At 70.6% G+C, this 15198-nt stretch carries 18 protein-coding genes and 1 pseudogene; 10 read left to right on the top strand and 9 right to left on the bottom strand.

Translation table 11 applies throughout. The features are described 5' to 3' along the window. Positions 1-188: 188 nt before the first annotated feature. Both grpE and hrcA read right to left on the bottom strand, forming a co-directional pair. Entirely contained in the window at positions 189-794 is a 606-nt protein-coding gene (gene grpE, locus ACE3TL_RS02915) for a nucleotide exchange factor GrpE (RefSeq protein WP_374577183.1), read from the bottom strand. 16 nt (positions 795-810) lie between these two features. Beyond that, positions 811-1878, bottom strand: a complete 1068-nt coding sequence (gene hrcA, locus ACE3TL_RS02910) for a heat-inducible transcriptional repressor HrcA (protein WP_374577181.1) — start codon at positions 1876-1878, stop codon at positions 811-813. A gap of 103 nt (positions 1879-1981) precedes the next feature. On the opposite strand from hrcA, the gene rph reads away from it, so the two are divergent. Further along, complete coding sequence (rph, locus tag ACE3TL_RS02905; protein ID WP_374577180.1) at positions 1982-2698, top strand: ribonuclease PH; 717 nt, start codon at positions 1982-1984, stop codon at positions 2696-2698. A gap of 18 nt (positions 2699-2716) precedes the next feature. On the opposite strand, the gene ACE3TL_RS02900 is transcribed toward rph, so the two are convergent. The 3 genes from ACE3TL_RS02900 to ACE3TL_RS02890 form a co-directional block, all read right to left on the bottom strand. Then, positions 2717-3166 carry a GNAT family N-acetyltransferase gene (locus ACE3TL_RS02900; RefSeq protein ID WP_374577178.1) on the bottom strand — a complete coding sequence of 150 codons (450 nt, stop codon included), beginning with the start codon at positions 3164-3166 and terminating at the stop codon, positions 2717-2719. A 411-nt stretch (positions 3167-3577) separates the two neighbouring features. Beyond that, entirely contained in the window at positions 3578-3820 is a 243-nt protein-coding gene (locus ACE3TL_RS02895) for a helix-turn-helix domain-containing protein (protein ID WP_374577177.1), read from the bottom strand. A gap of 2 nt (positions 3821-3822) precedes the next feature. Next, positions 3823-4353 (bottom strand): DUF2975 domain-containing protein, encoded by a 531-nt coding sequence (locus ACE3TL_RS02890; protein WP_374577226.1) that lies wholly within the window; start codon positions 4351-4353, stop codon positions 3823-3825. A 358-nt stretch (positions 4354-4711) separates the two neighbouring features. Between ACE3TL_RS02890 and rdgB the strand changes: the two genes are divergently transcribed. From rdgB to ACE3TL_RS02855, 7 genes are all read left to right on the top strand, one after another. Then, entirely contained in the window at positions 4712-5311 is a 600-nt protein-coding gene (gene rdgB / locus ACE3TL_RS02885; protein WP_374577176.1) for an RdgB/HAM1 family non-canonical purine NTP pyrophosphatase, read from the top strand. Positions 5312-5518: 207 nt separating this feature from the next. Next, on the top strand, positions 5519-6673 hold the full coding sequence (hemW, locus tag ACE3TL_RS02880; RefSeq protein ID WP_374577175.1) for a radical SAM family heme chaperone HemW: 1155 nt from the start codon (positions 5519-5521) through the stop codon (positions 6671-6673). Positions 6674-6697: 24 nt separating this feature from the next. Continuing rightward, positions 6698-7564 (top strand): 16S rRNA (cytidine(1402)-2'-O)-methyltransferase, encoded by an 867-nt coding sequence (rsmI, locus tag ACE3TL_RS02875; protein ID WP_374577174.1) that lies wholly within the window; start codon positions 6698-6700, stop codon positions 7562-7564. Continuing rightward, positions 7561-7929, top strand: a complete 369-nt coding sequence (locus ACE3TL_RS02870; RefSeq protein WP_374577173.1) for a YraN family protein — start codon at positions 7561-7563, stop codon at positions 7927-7929. Before rsmI ends, ACE3TL_RS02870 begins: the two co-directional genes overlap by 4 nt. A 6-nt stretch (positions 7930-7935) precedes the next feature. Beyond that, entirely contained in the window at positions 7936-8751 is an 816-nt protein-coding gene (locus tag ACE3TL_RS02865; RefSeq protein WP_374577172.1) for a transglutaminase family protein, read from the top strand. Positions 8752-8815: 64 nt separating this feature from the next. After that, a complete protein-coding gene (gene gshB / locus ACE3TL_RS02860; RefSeq protein WP_374577170.1) occupies positions 8816-9763 on the top strand; it encodes a glutathione synthase in 948 nt (315 codons plus the stop codon). Positions 9764-9895: 132 nt separating this feature from the next. Continuing rightward, on the top strand, positions 9896-11419 hold the full coding sequence (locus ACE3TL_RS02855; protein WP_374577169.1) for a YifB family Mg chelatase-like AAA ATPase: 1524 nt from the start codon (positions 9896-9898) through the stop codon (positions 11417-11419). Here the strand turns inward: ACE3TL_RS02855 and ACE3TL_RS02850 are convergent. The 4 genes and pseudogenes from ACE3TL_RS02850 to ACE3TL_RS02835 form a co-directional block, all read right to left on the bottom strand. Beyond that, on the bottom strand, positions 11409-11801 hold the full coding sequence (locus tag ACE3TL_RS02850; protein ID WP_374577168.1) for a hypothetical protein: 393 nt from the start codon (positions 11799-11801) through the stop codon (positions 11409-11411). The genes ACE3TL_RS02855 and ACE3TL_RS02850 overlap by 11 nt on opposite strands. A gap of 111 nt (positions 11802-11912) precedes the next feature. Next, positions 11913-12257, bottom strand: coding sequence for a hypothetical protein (locus ACE3TL_RS02845; protein WP_374577166.1), 345 nt, complete (start codon positions 12255-12257; stop codon positions 11913-11915). A 196-nt stretch (positions 12258-12453) separates the two neighbouring features. Beyond that, positions 12454-12822 carry a hypothetical protein gene (locus ACE3TL_RS02840; protein ID WP_374577164.1) on the bottom strand — a complete coding sequence of 123 codons (369 nt, stop codon included), beginning with the start codon at positions 12820-12822 and terminating at the stop codon, positions 12454-12456. Between the two features lie 124 nt (positions 12823-12946). Next, positions 12947-13132, bottom strand: a pseudogene (locus ACE3TL_RS02835) (response regulator transcription factor); the annotation flags it as partial. Positions 13133-13235: 103 nt separating this feature from the next. On the opposite strand from ACE3TL_RS02835, the gene ACE3TL_RS02830 reads away from it, so the two are divergent. Both ACE3TL_RS02830 and ACE3TL_RS02825 read left to right on the top strand, forming a co-directional pair. Beyond that, positions 13236-13616 carry a helix-turn-helix domain-containing protein gene (locus ACE3TL_RS02830; protein WP_374577163.1) on the top strand — a complete coding sequence of 127 codons (381 nt, stop codon included), beginning with the start codon at positions 13236-13238 and terminating at the stop codon, positions 13614-13616. A 36-nt stretch (positions 13617-13652) separates the two neighbouring features. Continuing rightward, a complete protein-coding gene (locus tag ACE3TL_RS02825; RefSeq protein WP_374577161.1) occupies positions 13653-15158 on the top strand; it encodes a response regulator in 1506 nt (501 codons plus the stop codon). Positions 15159-15198: the final 40 nt, after the last annotated feature.

The raw sequence follows: 15198 nt of genomic DNA, 5'->3' as shown, positions 1-15198 counted from the left end.
GGCGGCCATCCGGCTGAGCATGAGGCGGCGAGTCTGTGACCCGGCCAGCAATTGCGGCTCCCTGTTCCTGCCAGGCCAAGCCTAGGCCCCGATCGGGAAGCTGTCCATTTCAGGCCCTGGAATGAACCCGGAAGGCCGATCGGCAGGTTCGGCCGCGAACCTGCCGATAGGGTCCAGAAAGGCGCCGCTTACGCCTTGGTGTCGACCGAGCCGCCGGCCTCGTCGTCGTGCGGCGCATAGGGATTGGCGGCGGGATGCGGCTCGACGGCCGGTTCGCCGGTGGAGCCCTTGGCCGCGACCACGACCATGGCCGGGCGGATCAGGCGGCCCAGCAGCTCGTAGCCCGGCTGCAACACCTGAATCACGCCGCCGGCGCCGACCTCGGCCGAGGGCTGCTCCATCATCGCCTGGTGCTGGTGGGGGTCGAACTTCTCGCCCCTGGGCGGGTCGATCTTGCGCAGGCCGTTGTTCTCGAAGGCGGTCATGAGCGACTTGTGGGTCATCTCCATGCCGACCACGAAGGTCTTGACCGCGGGGTCGTCGACGGGCGTGGCCAGGGCGCGGTCGAGGGTGTCGGCGACGGCGAGCAGGTCGCGGCCGAACTTCTGGATGGCGTAGGCGCGCGCGTCGTTGGCCTCGCGCTCGGCCCGGCGCTTGGTGTTCTCGGCGTCGGCGGCGACGCGCAGCACCTGGTCCTTCAGGGCCTGGACCTCGGCCTTGAGAGCGATGATTTCGTCGGCCGCCGCATCGGCGACTTCGTTGAAGTCTTCGGCCGGCGTTTGATCGTCGGACATGTTTCTTCCAGTTCCTCTACGCGTTCGTCACCTGGGACAGCACCCGGGCGGTATAGTCCACCAGCGGGATCACCCGGGCATAGTTCAGACGGGCCGGGCCGATCACGCCGATGGCGCCGAGCACCTTCTGCCGGCCCGTCATATAGGGCGCGGCGATCACGGCGGAACCCGAAAGGGAAAAGAGTCGCGTTTCCGCGCCGATATAGATGCGCACGCCCTGGGCCTCGCGCACGTCATCCAGCAAACCGATGAGCTGTTCCTTTTGTTCGAGATCGTCGAACAGCATGCGCACGCGCTCGAGGTCGTCGAGGGTGTCGCGGTCGGCCAGCAGGTTGGCGCGGCCGCGCACGATGAGCGCCCGCTCGGCTCCCTCTCCGCCCGACCAGGCGGCCATGCCGTCCTCGACCAGGCGCGCGGCCGCCTCGTTGAGCTGGCGGCGGGCGGCGTCGAGCTCGCGGCGCACCTCCTGCCCGGCCTCGGCCAGGGTGTGCCCCCGCAGCCGGGCGTTCATGAAGTTCGAGGCTTCCTGCAGCGAGGACGGGGTGACGCCGGCGGCCAGGCGCATGAGCCGGTTCTCGACCACCCCGTCCTCGAACACCATCACCGCCAGGGCCTGGTCGGCCGAGAGGGCGACGAACTCCACGTGCTTGACGCCCGCGTCGCGCACCGGCGTCACGACGATGCCCGCGCCGCCGGCCAGGCCCGAAAGGATGGCCGAAGCCTCGTTCAGCGCCTCGTCGAAATTGCGGCCCTTGGTGGACAGCCGCGCCTCGATGGCCCGGCGGTCCTCCTCGGCCACGTCGCCGACCTCGAGCAGGCCGTCGACGAACAGGCGCAGGCCCGCATGGGTCGGCACCCGACCGGCGCTGACGTGCGGCGCGCCCAGCAGGCCGAGCTGGGTCAAGTCCTGCATGGTGTTGCGGATCGAGGCCGGGGACAGATGGACCCCGCCCTTGGAGAGCGTGCGCGAGCCGACCGGCTCGCCGGTCTCCAGATAGCCTTCGACCACCCGGCGGAAGATGTCGCGGGCGCGCTCGTCGAGTTCGGCGAGCGAAGGCGCGGGCGAAAGCAGCGGACTGGTCACGACGGGCGGCGGTGCTCGGTCAGGGCCATGGACGGAACCTCTCTCATCTAGGATAAGCCGCCCGACGCAAGACGCCAGACCCCCCGGCTTTCAAAGGACTCCCATGCGACCTTCCGACCGCACGCCCGACATGCTCCGCCCCGTCGTCCTGGAAACCGGGGTCAACCGCTATGCGGAGGGCTCATGCCTGGCGAGCTTCGGCCACACCAAGGTCCTGGTCACGGCCAGCGTGGAGGAGCGGGTGCCCGGCTTCATGCGCGGGCGCGGGGTCGGCTGGGTGACGGCCGAGTACGGCATGCTGCCGCGCGCGACCCACACCCGCGGCCGGCGCGAGGCCTCCGAGGGCAAGCAGTCGGGCCGCACTCAGGAAATCCAGCGGCTGATCGGCCGTTCGATGCGCGCGGTGGTCGATCCCGCGGCCCTGGGCGAGCGGCAGATCTCCATCGACTGCGACGTGATCCAGGCCGACGGCGGCACGCGCACGGCGGCGATCACCGGCGCCTGGGTCGCCCTGCGGCTGGCGACCCGCTACCTGCTGGATGAGGGCGTGATCAAGGTCGACCCGATCCTCGACCAGGTGGCGGCGATCTCCTGCGGGGTCTTCAACGACGTCCCGGTGCTGGACCTGGAATACGAAGAGGACTCCAACGCCGAGGCCGACGCCAACTTCGTGCTGACCGGCAAGGGCGACATCGTCGAGATCCAGGCGACCGGCGAGAAGCGCGGCTTCACCCAGGACGAGTTCGAGGCGCTGTTCGGCCTGGCCCGCAAGGGCATCGGCGAGCTCTGCGCCCTGCAACGGGCCGCGGTCGGGGGCTGAGGCCGGGAGGTCGCCCGATCAGGGTCGCCGGATTTCGAAGTAGGTCTTTGCGTCCCGTTCGAAACCGGCGTCCTGGTAGAAGCGCAGGGTGGAGTCCCGCTTGGAGCCGGTCGCCAGCAGGACCTTGTAGCAATTCGCCGCCCACGCCTTGGCGAGAGCGGCGTGGAGGACGGCGCGGCCCAGGCCCCTTTGCCGGTGGGCAGCGTCGGTCACGACGTTTTCGATAACCCCGTAGGGGCGGGCGCCGCGCGACAGGTTCGGCACGATCGCCAAGGTGCAGGACGACACCAGGCGTCCCCCGACATCGGCCACGAAGGGCGTGGTCAGGCCGCAGGTCAGCAACGCCTCCCACACGCTCTGGACGGCGGCGGGATCGAGGACGGGATCGTCGGGATTGAGCTGACGATAGAGGCTGAGGACGCCGCGCAGATCGGCCGGGGTCGCGGGGCGAATCTCAAGCTCGGACATGGGCCGAAGCTAAGCGGCTAAGCGGCGCTCCGGAATCAAAAACGCCGCTCCGGGGGAGGACCGGAGCGGCGTTCAGGATCAGCGCCCCCAGGTGGGGGAGGATCGGGGACGCGGAATATCAGAAGCCGTTCAGCAGATAGCGGAACGACGAGGCCGGCATACGGGCCAGTTCGCGGGCGAAGGGCCCGACCAGCCAGTCGATGAAGCGTTCGAAGGCGCGAACCATGTCCATCTCCTTATGTTGCGCCGCACAAAATGCTGCAGTGCATATAGGCCGCGGCGCGACCGACCGCAAGGGATGAATGACATTTTTCGCGTCAATGGCGTTTGATTGAGATCAAAGGCGCAATTTTTCCGCTATCTCGGCATTCCTGAACCGGAATGCTGCGCAGCATTTGCAAATCTTTTGCGTTATCTGCCGAGATCGTCGTCCAGGCCCTCGTCGTCGGGGCCGGGCTCGTAGACCAGGAGGTCGCCCGGCTGGCAGTCGAGCTCGCGGCAGAGGGCGGCGAGGGTGGTGAAGCGCACGGCGCGGGCCTTGCCGGTCTTGAGGATCGAGAGGTTGGCGATGGTCACGCCGACCCGGTCGGCCAGTTCGGTCAGGGACATCCGCCGCTGGAGCAGCACCCGGTCGAGATTCACGCGGATCGGCATGGCTAGATCGTCAGCTCGGCTTCACGGCGCAGGCGCGCGCCTTCGCGGAAGATTTCGGCCAGGACGAAGACCACCAGCACCGAGAACCAGGCGGTGGGGCTGAATTCGGGTCGGGTGATCTCCGCCCCCGGCAAGGCCCACATGCCGACGCCGTAGACGACGTAGCGGCCGATCTCCAGGCCGGCCAGGACGAGGCCGATGACCCGCAGGCGGCGGACGTTCTCCGGGTGGAAGGGATCGCCCGCCGTCAGGGTGGCGAAGATGCGGCGCAGGCGCTCGACGATCACCAGCACGCCGCCGAGATAGAGCCCGGCCGCCGCCAGGCCGCCCAGCAGCACCGGGCCGCCGGCCTGGATCTCGTTGCTGCCGGTGCGGATGGTGATGTCGTCGATCAGTTGCGGATTGAACGAGAAGAGGATGGCCGCAAGCATCATCAGGGCCACGGCGCCCAGGCCGATCCACAGGGCGATGAAGACCACGTCGAGGATGATCTTCAGGAAGCTCGACACCGAGCCCGGCCCCAAGGCGCGCATCGCCATCCTCCGTAACTCCGCTGCCTCTCGACGTCTTTTAAGCGAAAGCGCCGCCCGCCACCAAGGCGGCGATCGGGAGGGCGGCCATCACAACCGCGGCGATCATCAGGGTGCGGTCGAGACCGTTCATCATGGACACAAACATGGAGACATTCCTTTTCTTCTTATGTGCGGGCCGCACTGGGCTTCGCCCAATGTTGCAGCGCAACATAGGTGGTGCGCCCGCTGGGTTGTTCAATAGGCCCGCATCGCTTTTCGATCAAACGAAACATCGAAAAACGATATTAAACTTTTGCAATGCAACATGGCGGCCGCGGCTCTATGGTCCGCCGGTCCCGATCCAACGGCAGGTTTCCCCATGGCCCTGAAGCTCGAACCCGGCGCCAAGCTGGTGGTCGCCACCCACAATCCCGGCAAGGCGCGCGAACTGGCCGCGATCCTCGACAACCGCTTCGAACTGGTCACCGCCGGCGAACTGGGCCTTGGCGAGCCCGAGGAAACCGAGGCGACGTTCGAAGGCAATGCGCTGCTGAAGGCGCGCGCCGCGGCCCAGGCCAGCGGGCTGATCGCCCTGGCCGACGATTCTGGCCTGTCGGTGGCGGCGCTGGACGGCGCGCCGGGCATCTATTCGGCGCGCTGGGGCGGGCCGGACAAGGACTTCAAGGGCGCGATGCAGAAGGTCGAGCAGCGTCTGGAGGAGGCCGGCGCCGAGGACTTCTCGGCCTGGTTCACCTGTGCGCTCGCGGTCGCCTGGCCGGACGGGCCGGCGGTGGTGGTCGAGGGCCGGGTCGACGGGACGCTGGTGTTTCCCGGCCGCGGCGAGCGCGGCCATGGCTACGACCCGATCTTCGTCGCCCAGGGGCGCGAGATCACCTTCGGCGAGATGGACCCGGTGGAAAAGGACCAGATCAGCCATCGCGCCCTGGCCTTCGCCAAGCTCAAGGCCGCCCTGCTTTGACGGGGGCGGCGTCCGCAGGCGCCGATGGAAGTCACCCCGGTTTGCGAAGCAAGACCGGGGCCTATGAACACAGGCGGATCGGAACATGTCCCGACAGCACAAGATCCTGAAATATCAGGCGTTCATGGATCCCGGACAAGCGCTGCGCGCTTTCCGGGACGACACCAGCTTGTGCACAATGAGGGAGGAAATTTGCGCCCGCGCCATATGAGTCGGCCCCCCGCGCCGCTCGGGGTCTATATCCACTGGCCCTACTGCGCGAAGATCTGCCCCTATTGCGATTTCAACGTCTATCGCGACCGCGGACGGCGCGAGGAGCAGGCCGCCCTGGCCCGCGCCATCGCCGCCGACCTGGAGGCCCAGGCGGCCCTGACCGGGGAGCGGGAGCTGGTCTCGATCTTCCTGGGCGGGGGCACGCCCTCGCTGATGGACCCGGAGTGGGCCGGCGAGCTGATCGCCCTGGCGCGGCGGCTGTGGCGGCCGTTCGGCGAGGTGGAGGTGACGCTGGAGGCCAATCCGACCGACGCCGAGGCCGGGCGCTTTGCGGCCTTCGCCGCGGCGGGGGTCAATCGGTTGTCGCTGGGCCTGCAGGCGCTGGACGATGCGAGCCTGGCCCTGCTGGGCCGCAATCACGACGCGGCCGCGGCGCGGCGGGCGGCGGCGCAGGGCGCCAGGAGCTTCGCGCGGCTGTCGGTCGACATGATCTACGCTCGGCCCGGCCAGACGCCGCAGGCCTGGGCCGAGGAGCTGGGCCAGGCGCTGGACCTAGGCGCCGAGCATGTCTCGCCCTACCAGTTGACCATCGAGGCGGGCACGGCGTTCGAGCGGGCTGTGCGGCGCGGGCGCATAGTCCCCCCCGGCGACGAGGCCGGGGCGGCGCTGTTCGAGACCACCCAGGCGGTTCTGGAAAAGGCGGGGTTCGAGGCCTACGAGGTCTCCAACCACGCGCGGGGCGAGGCGGCGCGTTCGCGTCACAACCTCGTCTACTGGACCGGGGCGGACTATGTGGGGGCCGGCCCGGGCGCGCATGGGCGGCTGACCCTGGACGGCGCGCGGACGGCGACCTTCGCCCATGCCCGGCCCGCCGACTATATCGCCGCCGCCCGGACGGCCGGCGGCGGATTTTCCACGCGCGAGACCCTGACGGCCCGCGAGGCGGCGCAGGAGCGGGTGCTGGCGGGCCTGCGGATCGATGCGGGCGTCGGCTATGAGGAGGTGGCGGCGCTGGGCCTCTCGCCCGACCATCCGCTGGTGGCCGAACTGACTGCGGCGGGGCTGCTGGCGGACGACCGGCGGCGGCTGCGCGCCACCCGCGCCGGGCGGCTGGTGCTGGACCACGTGACGTCCAGGCTTGCGGCCTGAGCGATTACCGGCGAAGCCTTGGCCATGTCGCGACACCCTCCCCCGCCGGCCCTTTCCGATGCTCCTCTGGCGCCCGGGCTCTATGTCGTGGCCACGCCGATCGGCAATCTGCGCGACATCACCTTGCGGGCGCTGGACGTGCTGGCCGCCGCGGACCTGGTGCTGGCCGAGGATACCCGGGTGGCGGCCAAGCTATTGTCCGCCTACGGACTATCGAAGAAGGTCGAGCGTTACGACGAGCATTCGGCCGAGCGCAGCGGGCCGCGGGCGCTGGCGGCGCTGGCCGAGGGCGCGCGGGTGGCTCTGGTCTCCGACGCCGGCACGCCGCTGGTTTCCGACCCGGGATTTCGGCTGGTGCGCGAGGCGGTGGCGCAGGGGAGCGCGGTGCATCCGATCCCCGGCGCCTCGGCCCTGCTGGCCGGGCTGTCGGTCGCGGGCCTGCCGACCGATCGCTTCCTGTTCGCCGGCTTTCCGCCGCCCAAGAGCGCGGGCCGGCGCGCCTTCTTCGAGGAACTGGCGGGCATCCGTGCGACGCTGGTGTTCTTCGAGGGCGGGTCGCGGCTGGCCTCCAGCCTCGCCGACATGGCCGCCGTGTTCGGCCCGCGCGAGGCGACAGTGGCGCGCGAACTGACCAAGCTCTACGAGACCGTGACCCGCGGCCCGCTGGACGCGCTGGCCGCCGATCCGGCGATGGACTTTCCCAAGGGCGAGCTGGTGGTGCTGGTGGCGCCCGGCCGGGAGGAAGCGGCCAGCGCCGCCGACGCCGACGCGGCCCTGGCCGACGCCCTGACCCGGCTGAAGCCGGCCGAGGCGGCGGCGGAGGTGGCCAAGGCGCTGGGCCTGCCGCGGCGCGACCTCTATCGGCGGGCCATGGAGCTGAAGGGCCGATGAGCCGGCGCGAGACCGGCGCGCGGGCGCGGCTGTCGGGACGGCGGGCGGAAATCTGGGCCGCGGCCTGGCTGATGGCCAAGGGCTACCGCATCCTGGGCTTTCGGCTGCGCACGCCGCAGGGGGAGATCGACCTGCTGGCCCAGCGCGGCGGCGTGCTGGCCGTGGTCGAGGTCAAGCAGCGCGCGACCCTGGAGGCGGCGCTGGAAGCTGTGTCCCAGGCGCAACGCGAGCGGCTGCGCAGGGCGGGGCGCGCAATCGCCGCACGCCGGCCAAGCTTGCAAAACCTGGCGGTTCGGCTCGATCTGATCGCGCTGGCGCCGGGGCGCTGGCCGATGCACAGCCCGGACGCCTGGAAGGGCGCTTGAGGAGACATGACCCAGAGCGAAGCCGAGAGCGTGCTGCGCGAGGCCGGCCAGGCGGGGGACGGCGCCTTTCCCCTGCTGGAGGCGGCGGTCGCCTGCGCGATCCACGAGGACCCGGCGCGCGACGCTCAGGCGGCTCTGGACCTCGCGCGCCATGGGGTCGAGCGGCTGTCGGAACGGCTGGGGCGCGAGAGCCCGGAGGAGGCGCTGGCCGAGACCCTGGCCGGCGACCTCGGCCTGACCGGCGATCTCTTCACCTACGAACACCCGGACAACGCCTGCGTGGTGGCCGTGGCGCAGCGGCGGCGGGGGCTGCCGGTGGCGCTAGGGGTCTTCTATCTGCACGTGGCGCAGCGCTGCGGCCTGAACGTGCAGGGCGTCGACTTCCCGGGCCACTTCCTGCTGCGGATCGAGACGCGGGAAGGGCCGCTGGCGCTCGACCCGTTCAGCGAGGGGCGCGTGGTGCTGCCCTCGGAGCTGACCCGCCGCGCCCTGCATGCGGGGCTGACGCCCAATGTGGCCGACCGGCTGGACCGGCTGATGGCGCCGGCCAGCGACCGGGCGGTGCTGATCCGGCTGCAGAACAACATCTTCGCCCGCGCGGTGGCGGCGGCCGATTACAGCCGGGCCGAGCGCGCGGCCCTGCGCCGGGCGCTGCTGGACCCGCTGGACCACCGCCCCTGGCTGGACGTGGCGAGCGCGCGCGAGGGCCAGGGCGCCCTGGCCGGCGCGCTGGAAGCCCTGGCGAGAGCCAGCGCCCTGGACGGCGGCGCGGCCCTGGCCGCCCGCGCCCAGCGCGAGCGTGTGAGGCTGCGATTGAACTAAGCTGCTGGCGCTCCCCCGCCGCACGGCCTATCTCAGACACCTTGGCTGCAAGAGGGAGTTCGTCATGCATCTGAAGGTCGCCGTCCAGATGGACCCGCTCGAGGCCATCAAGATCGAAGGCGACACGACCTTCCTGATGATGCTGACCGCCCAGGCGCGCGGGCATTCGCTGTTCGTCTACACTCCCGACCGGCTCTCGCTGGAGGAGGGCCGCGTGCTGGCCCGCGGCCGTAGCGTCAGCGTCAACGACGTGAAGGGCGACCACGCCCGCTTCGGCGACTGGGAGTTGCGGGACCTTTCGGAGTTCGACGTGGTGCTGCTGCGCCAGGACCCGCCGTTCGACATGGCCTACATCACCTCGACCCACTTCCTGGACGTGGTGCATCCGGGGACCCTGGTGGTGAACAATCCGGCCGAGGTGCGCAATGCGCCGGAAAAGCTGTTCGTCACCGGCTTCCCCGGCGTGCAGCCGCCGACCCTGATCACTTCGGACGTCGAGGCGATCTACGACTTCCGCGCCCGGCATGGGGACATCGTGCTCAAGCCGCTCTATGGCGGCGGCGGCTCGGGGGTGGCGCGGCTGCTGGCCGACGATCCGAACCTGGACGCCCTGCTCGACCTGCACCGGATGATCGGCCGCGAGCCCGTGATCGCCCAGAAGTTCATCCCCGCGGTCAGCAAGGGCGACAAGCGCATCCTGCTGGTGGACGGCGAACCGGTTGGGGCGGTCAACCGCGTGCCCAATCCCGGCCAGATCCGCTCCAACCTGGCGGTCGGCGGCCGGGCCGAAGCGGTGGAGCTGACCGCGCGCGACAAGGAGCTGTGCGCGATCATCGGCCCGGAGCTGAAGCAGCGCGGCCTGATGTTCGTAGGCATAGACGTGATCGGCGACTACCTGACCGAAATCAACGTGACCTCGCCGACCGGCGCGCGGGCGCTGGAACGGTTCACCGGGATCAACGCGGCGGCGATTCTCTGGGACGCTATTGAGGCGAAACGGGCCACAGCTTAGGTTGGACTGCAAGAGACGCGCGCAAGTCGCGGAAACGGCTCACCTTCTCGATAAGTTCTATTTTTGTTCTTGATCCGGCCCGCCGGACATGCTGGACTTGTGGATAAGTCGAGCAGTTTCCGGGGGTTGGATATGGCGTCGCGCGTCGTGACGGTGGCCTTCCAGGGCGTGGAGGCTCGTCGCGTGGACGTGGAGGTTCAGCTTACCTCCGGCGAGGTCCGCTTCATGCTGGTGGGGCTGGGCGACAAGGCTGTGGCCGAGAGCCGCGAGCGCGTGCGCGCCGCCTTCGCAGGGCTCGGCCTGGCCATGCCCAGCCGGCGGATCATCGCCAACCTGGCGCCCGCCGACCTGCCCAAGGAAGGCAGCCACTACGACCTGCCCATCGCCCTGGCGGTGATGGCTTCCATGGGGGTGCTGCCGCCAGACGCCCTGGCCGAATGGGCGGCGATGGGGGAGCTGTCGCTGGACGGACGGATCGTCGGCGCGGCCGGCGCCCTGCCCGCCGCGGTGGCGGCCGGGGCGATGGGGCTGGGCCTGATCTGTCCCGAGGCCAGCGGCGCGGAGGCCGCCTGGGCGGGCGACGTGCGCATCCTGGCCGCACCCTCGCTGGTGGCGGTGGTGAACCATTTCCGCGGAACCCAGGTGCTGTCGCCGCCGAAGCCGGGGCCGATGACCGAGGGCGAGCGCGCGCCCGACCTGCGCGACGTGAAGGGCCAGGAGCACGCCAAGCGGGCGCTGGAGATCGCCGCGGCCGGCGGCCACAACCTGCTGTTCACCGGTCCGCCGGGCTCTGGCAAGTCGATGATGGCCGCGCGCCTGCCGGGCCTGCTTCCGCCGCTGTCGCCGGCGGAGCTGCTGGAGACCTCGATGGTCCATTCGGTGGCCGGGCTGATCGCCAGGGGCGAACTGACCCGCACGCGCCCGTTCCGCACCCCGCACCACTCGGCCAGCATGGCCGCCCTGACCGGCGGCGGCCTGCGTGTGAAGCCGGGCGAGGTCTCCCTGGCGCACAATGGGGTGCTGTTCCTCGACGAGCTGCCGGAATTCTCGGCCCAGGCGCTGGACTCGCTGCGTCAGCCGCTGGAGACCGGCGAGGTGACGGTCGCCCGCGCCAACGCCCATGTGCGTTATCCGGCGCGCTTCCAGCTCGTGGCCGCGCAGAACCCCTGCAAGTGCGGCCTGGGCGGCGCCGGCCGCGGCGCCTGCGGGCGCGCGCCGCGCTGTCAGGTCGACTATCAGATGAAGGTCTCCGGGCCGTTCATGGACCGCATCGACCTGCAGGTGGACGTGCCGCCGGTGACCGCCGCCGATCTCGCCCTGCCCCCGCCGGCCGAGGGGACCGCGGAAGCCGCCGCCCGGGTGACGGCGGCGCGGGCGCTGCAGGCCGAGCGCGCCGGCGCCGACGGCGCGGCGTTCAACGCCCGCGCCGAGGGCGATTTCCTGGAGAAGATCGCCGAACTGGACCCGACCGCCCGCGCCCTGCTGGCCAAGGCGGCGGAGGCCGGCGGCCTGACCGCCCGCGGCTGGACCCGCACCCTGCGCCTGGCCCGCACCATCGCCGACCTGGAGGGCGCAGGCCCCGTGCGGCGCGTGCATGTGGCCGAGGCCCTGGCCTATCGCCGGACCGGCGCGGCCCCTGCGGGGGTCATGGCCTGACGAGGCGCCGCGCGGCGACCCTGGCGTGCAGGTGCGCCCCCACCGCGAAGGTGATCAGCACCAGATAGCTCCAGAGGATCAGGGCGGTGATATAGGCGCGGGCGCGCACGCCAGGGTCGGCGATGATGGCGGCGTGGGTGACGACCAGCAGCAGTTGGAAAGCCGCCGCCGGCATGATCCAGGTGCGCGTGGACTTGACGACCAGAACCAGCAGCACGCCGAGAAAGACGACATCGACTGCGAACACCGCCCATTGTGGATCGACCCAATTGGTGCGGTCCTGGAACGCGCTCGTCGCAATCCAGGCCATGATGTTGGTCACCGCCACGACCCGTTCGACCCAGCCGCCTCGCCACCATGCGTAGGCGGACACCGCGAACATCGCGACCGCCCAGATCTGTTCCGACGCCGAACTGAGCACGAAAAAGGGCCCTCAAGGATCTGAGGGCCCCGATAGTGCGGCTTCCGCCGCAGGATGCAATCGCCGCTGAGATCAGCTCGCCACGGCGCGCAGCGGGCGATGGGCGACGGAGGCGGTCGGCGGCTTTTCCATGCCGCCGTACATCACTGCGCCGAGCCCGATCTGGGTCTTGGCGACGTCGAGCTCCTTGTGGGTCTCGCAGATCGCGCGGCGGGCCTGGGCGAGCAGGGCGATGGCCTCGCTGGCCCGCTCCACCGCGTTCTGGCCGATCAGGGCCGAGAGGCCCGCATCGGCGCGCAGGCCCGGCATCACGCCGGCCAGGCCGGCCGTCTTCGCCAGGGCGGCGTCGATCGCCGCCTCGGCCTCGAACAAACTCGCCGCGACTTGATCGGCGATCATACGACGTTGCTTGAGCATGAGGTATCTCCTGGCGCGCGGCCAGACGCCGGCGCCTTCTGTGCTTGGGGAGTTTCGGGGAAGTAGGGCTAAGGCCCCGTTCGCGATTAGGATTAAATTAAGCTCTGGAGCGCGTGGAGCCCGGCGAGCAGCGCCCCGAAGGCCAGGGCCGCGACGATCGCGATCAGGCCCGTGAGCCCCAGGCGCGCCAGCGGGCCTAGGGGGCGGGCGGCTCCGGCTGAAAGCCCTCGTCCAACAAGGCCCAGCTCATACAGAGGATTTCCCGCAGGACCATTTCCGGCGGCTTGAACTGGGACATCTTGCGCAAGGCCGAAACCAGGTCCCTGGCCATGGCCGCCTTGGCCGGCGACTCCGCCAAATCCGCGAGCTGCCGTTCCAACTGAGCCCAGGTGAAGCCCGGCACGGTCTCGCCATGCTGCGGCGCCGGCCAGCGACGCTCGAAGGCCGCCACTTCCTCCCGCATCCGCAACGCCTGGCCCACCGCCGCCCGGCGCCCAGCCGTCCGCCGGTCCGGATGCAGTTCGACCACCTTGGCGTCGCCCAAATCTCTCAACCAGTCGCCCATCGGCCTCGCCTCCTTGTTGAGGCTCATCAGCCCACAGGACGGCGGCGGCGTCTGTCCCGATCGCGTCGTGTCCCGATCCAATCGGGACAAGGGTTTCGGCGTCGGCCAGGGCGCGGGCGGCGGCATAACGGTCGGAAACCCCGAGCTTGCGCCGGGCGCGGTCGCAATAGGTATCGACCGACGCCTTGGACATGCCCAGCTCGCGGGCGATCTGCTTGGAGGACAGGTGACGGTCGACCAGCCGCAGGCACTCGCGCTCCCGAGGGGTCAGGAGCTCGATCGGATCGGCGATGTCGGGCGACGCGCGCATAGCTTGAACAGGTTACCGACTCGCGTTGGCGGCCGTCTACTTGTTATGGTGTCGCTCACCTTAACGCCTGCGAAAGAAATTCGTGAAGGACAGGGAGACGGCCATGCCTCTCGACGACGCCCTGGGGCCCGATCCGGTCGATGTCGCCATCGGCGCGCGCATGCGCCTGCGCCGCAAGTCGCTGGGCATCAGCCAAGGCGTACTGTCCGAACGCGTCGGGGTCTCGTTCCAACAGATCCAGAAGTACGAGCGCGGCGCCAACCGGGTCTCGGGCTCGATGCTGGTGGCGATCGCCGCGGCGCTCGACACCACGGTCGGCTGGCTGGTCGGCGAGGAGGGCGGGCTGTCGGATGCGGCCGACGAGATCGTCGGCGCCCTGGCGATCACAGGGGCGGTCGATCTGCTGGAAGCCTTCGCCGCTATTCCAAAGGCCTCGGCCCGCGCGGCCCTGGTGACCCTGGCCCAGGAAATGGCCGACCGCTAGGCTCGCGTTAAGCGGTAGGCGGATAACCCTAGGGCGATGAGCCCGAAGACCGCCCAGGGCGCGCGTGTCAGCGCCGAACAGCTCGCTTCCCTGAGCCATGAATTCCGCACGCCGCTGAACGGGGTGCTGGGCATGGCCAGGCTGCTGGAGGGCACCGGGCTGACCGACGAGCAGCGGGCCTATGTCGTGGCCCTGCGGGAATCGGGCGAGCACCTGCTGGGCCTGGTCAACGACGTGCTGGATTTCGCGCGGCTGGGCGCCGACAAGATCGAGCTGCATCCGGCCGAGTTCGAGGTCGAGGCGCTGTTGCGCTCGGTGTGCGAACTGCTGTCGCCCCGCGCCCACGAGAAGGGCCTGGAGATCGCCTGGGCCACATCGGGCGATGTGGGGCGCGTGGTCGCCGACGAGGGCCGGCTGCGCCAGATTCTGCTGAACTTCGCCGGCAACGCGATCAAGTTCACGCCCGAGGGCGGGGTGCTGGTCACGGCCGCCGAGACGCCGCGCGGCCTGCGCCTGACGGTCGAGGATTCCGGGCCAGGCGTCAGCGAAGCGGCGCGGGAGACCATCTTCGAAGCCTTCGAGCAGGCCGACCCGCTGCGCGACGTGCAACTGGGCGGGGCGGGGCTGGGCCTGGCCATAGCCCGCAAGCTGGCCAGCGCCATGGACGGCACGGTCGGGGTGGAGACCGCCAGCCTTGGGGGGGCGGCCTTCTGGTTCGAGGCGGCCTTCGATCAGTCGCCCACAAGCGGCGCGCGGCCCCTGGCCCGCCGCACGGTGGCGATCGCCAGCGCCAATCCCGTCACCGCCGAAGCCGCCCGCCGGCAGGTGGAGGCGGCCGGCGGCCGGGCCGTGGCCGCGCAAACGCTGGAGGCGGCCCTGGCCATGACCAAGGCCGCGGACGTGGTGCTGGTCGACAGCGACCTGGCGGGCGCGGGCGCGCCGGCCGGCCGCACGGCCCTGGTCCTGCTGACCCCTGAGGAGCGCGGCCAGATCGAGGCGCACCGCGCGGCCGGCTACGCCGGCTACCTCATCAAGCCGCTGCGCCGGTCCTCATTGGCCGAACGGGTGCTGGCCTCGCGCCGCAAGGCCGAACGCGACGGCGCGGGCGCGGTGGACGACCGAGTCGCCCCCGCCGCGGCGCCCGGCCGCCGGGTGCTGCTGGTCGAGGACAATCCGATCAACGCGCTGCTGGCGCGGACGCTGCTGACCCGCGAGGGCTGCAGCGTCGACCAGGCCGGCGGCGGCGAGGAAGCCTTGGCCGCCCTGGCGGTCGGGGAATACGACCTGATCCTGATGGACATGCGCATGCCGGGCCTCTCGGGCGTCGAGACGGCGCGCCGCGCGCGGGCGCTGGGCGTGAAGACCCCGGTCGTGGCCCTGACCGCCAACACCTTCGAAGAGGATCGCCGCACCTGCCTGGCGGCGGGCATGGACGACTTCCTGGTCAAGCCGCTGACGCCGGATGCTCTGCGCGCGGCCCTGGCCCGCTGGGTCGCCGCGCCCGACTGGACGGCGCCGCCGGAGCGCGCCAAGTTCGGCTGACGCCGGGGGCCGTCCCCGCGAGAGCAGGGCGATCGCCGCA

The organism is Phenylobacterium sp. (assembly GCF_041920015.1).
In the GTDB taxonomy this organism is placed as follows: Bacteria; Pseudomonadota; Alphaproteobacteria; order Caulobacterales; family Caulobacteraceae; genus Phenylobacterium.
Note: the sequence above shows the minus strand (reverse complement) of the source record. Positions and strands in the feature narration are given on the sequence as shown.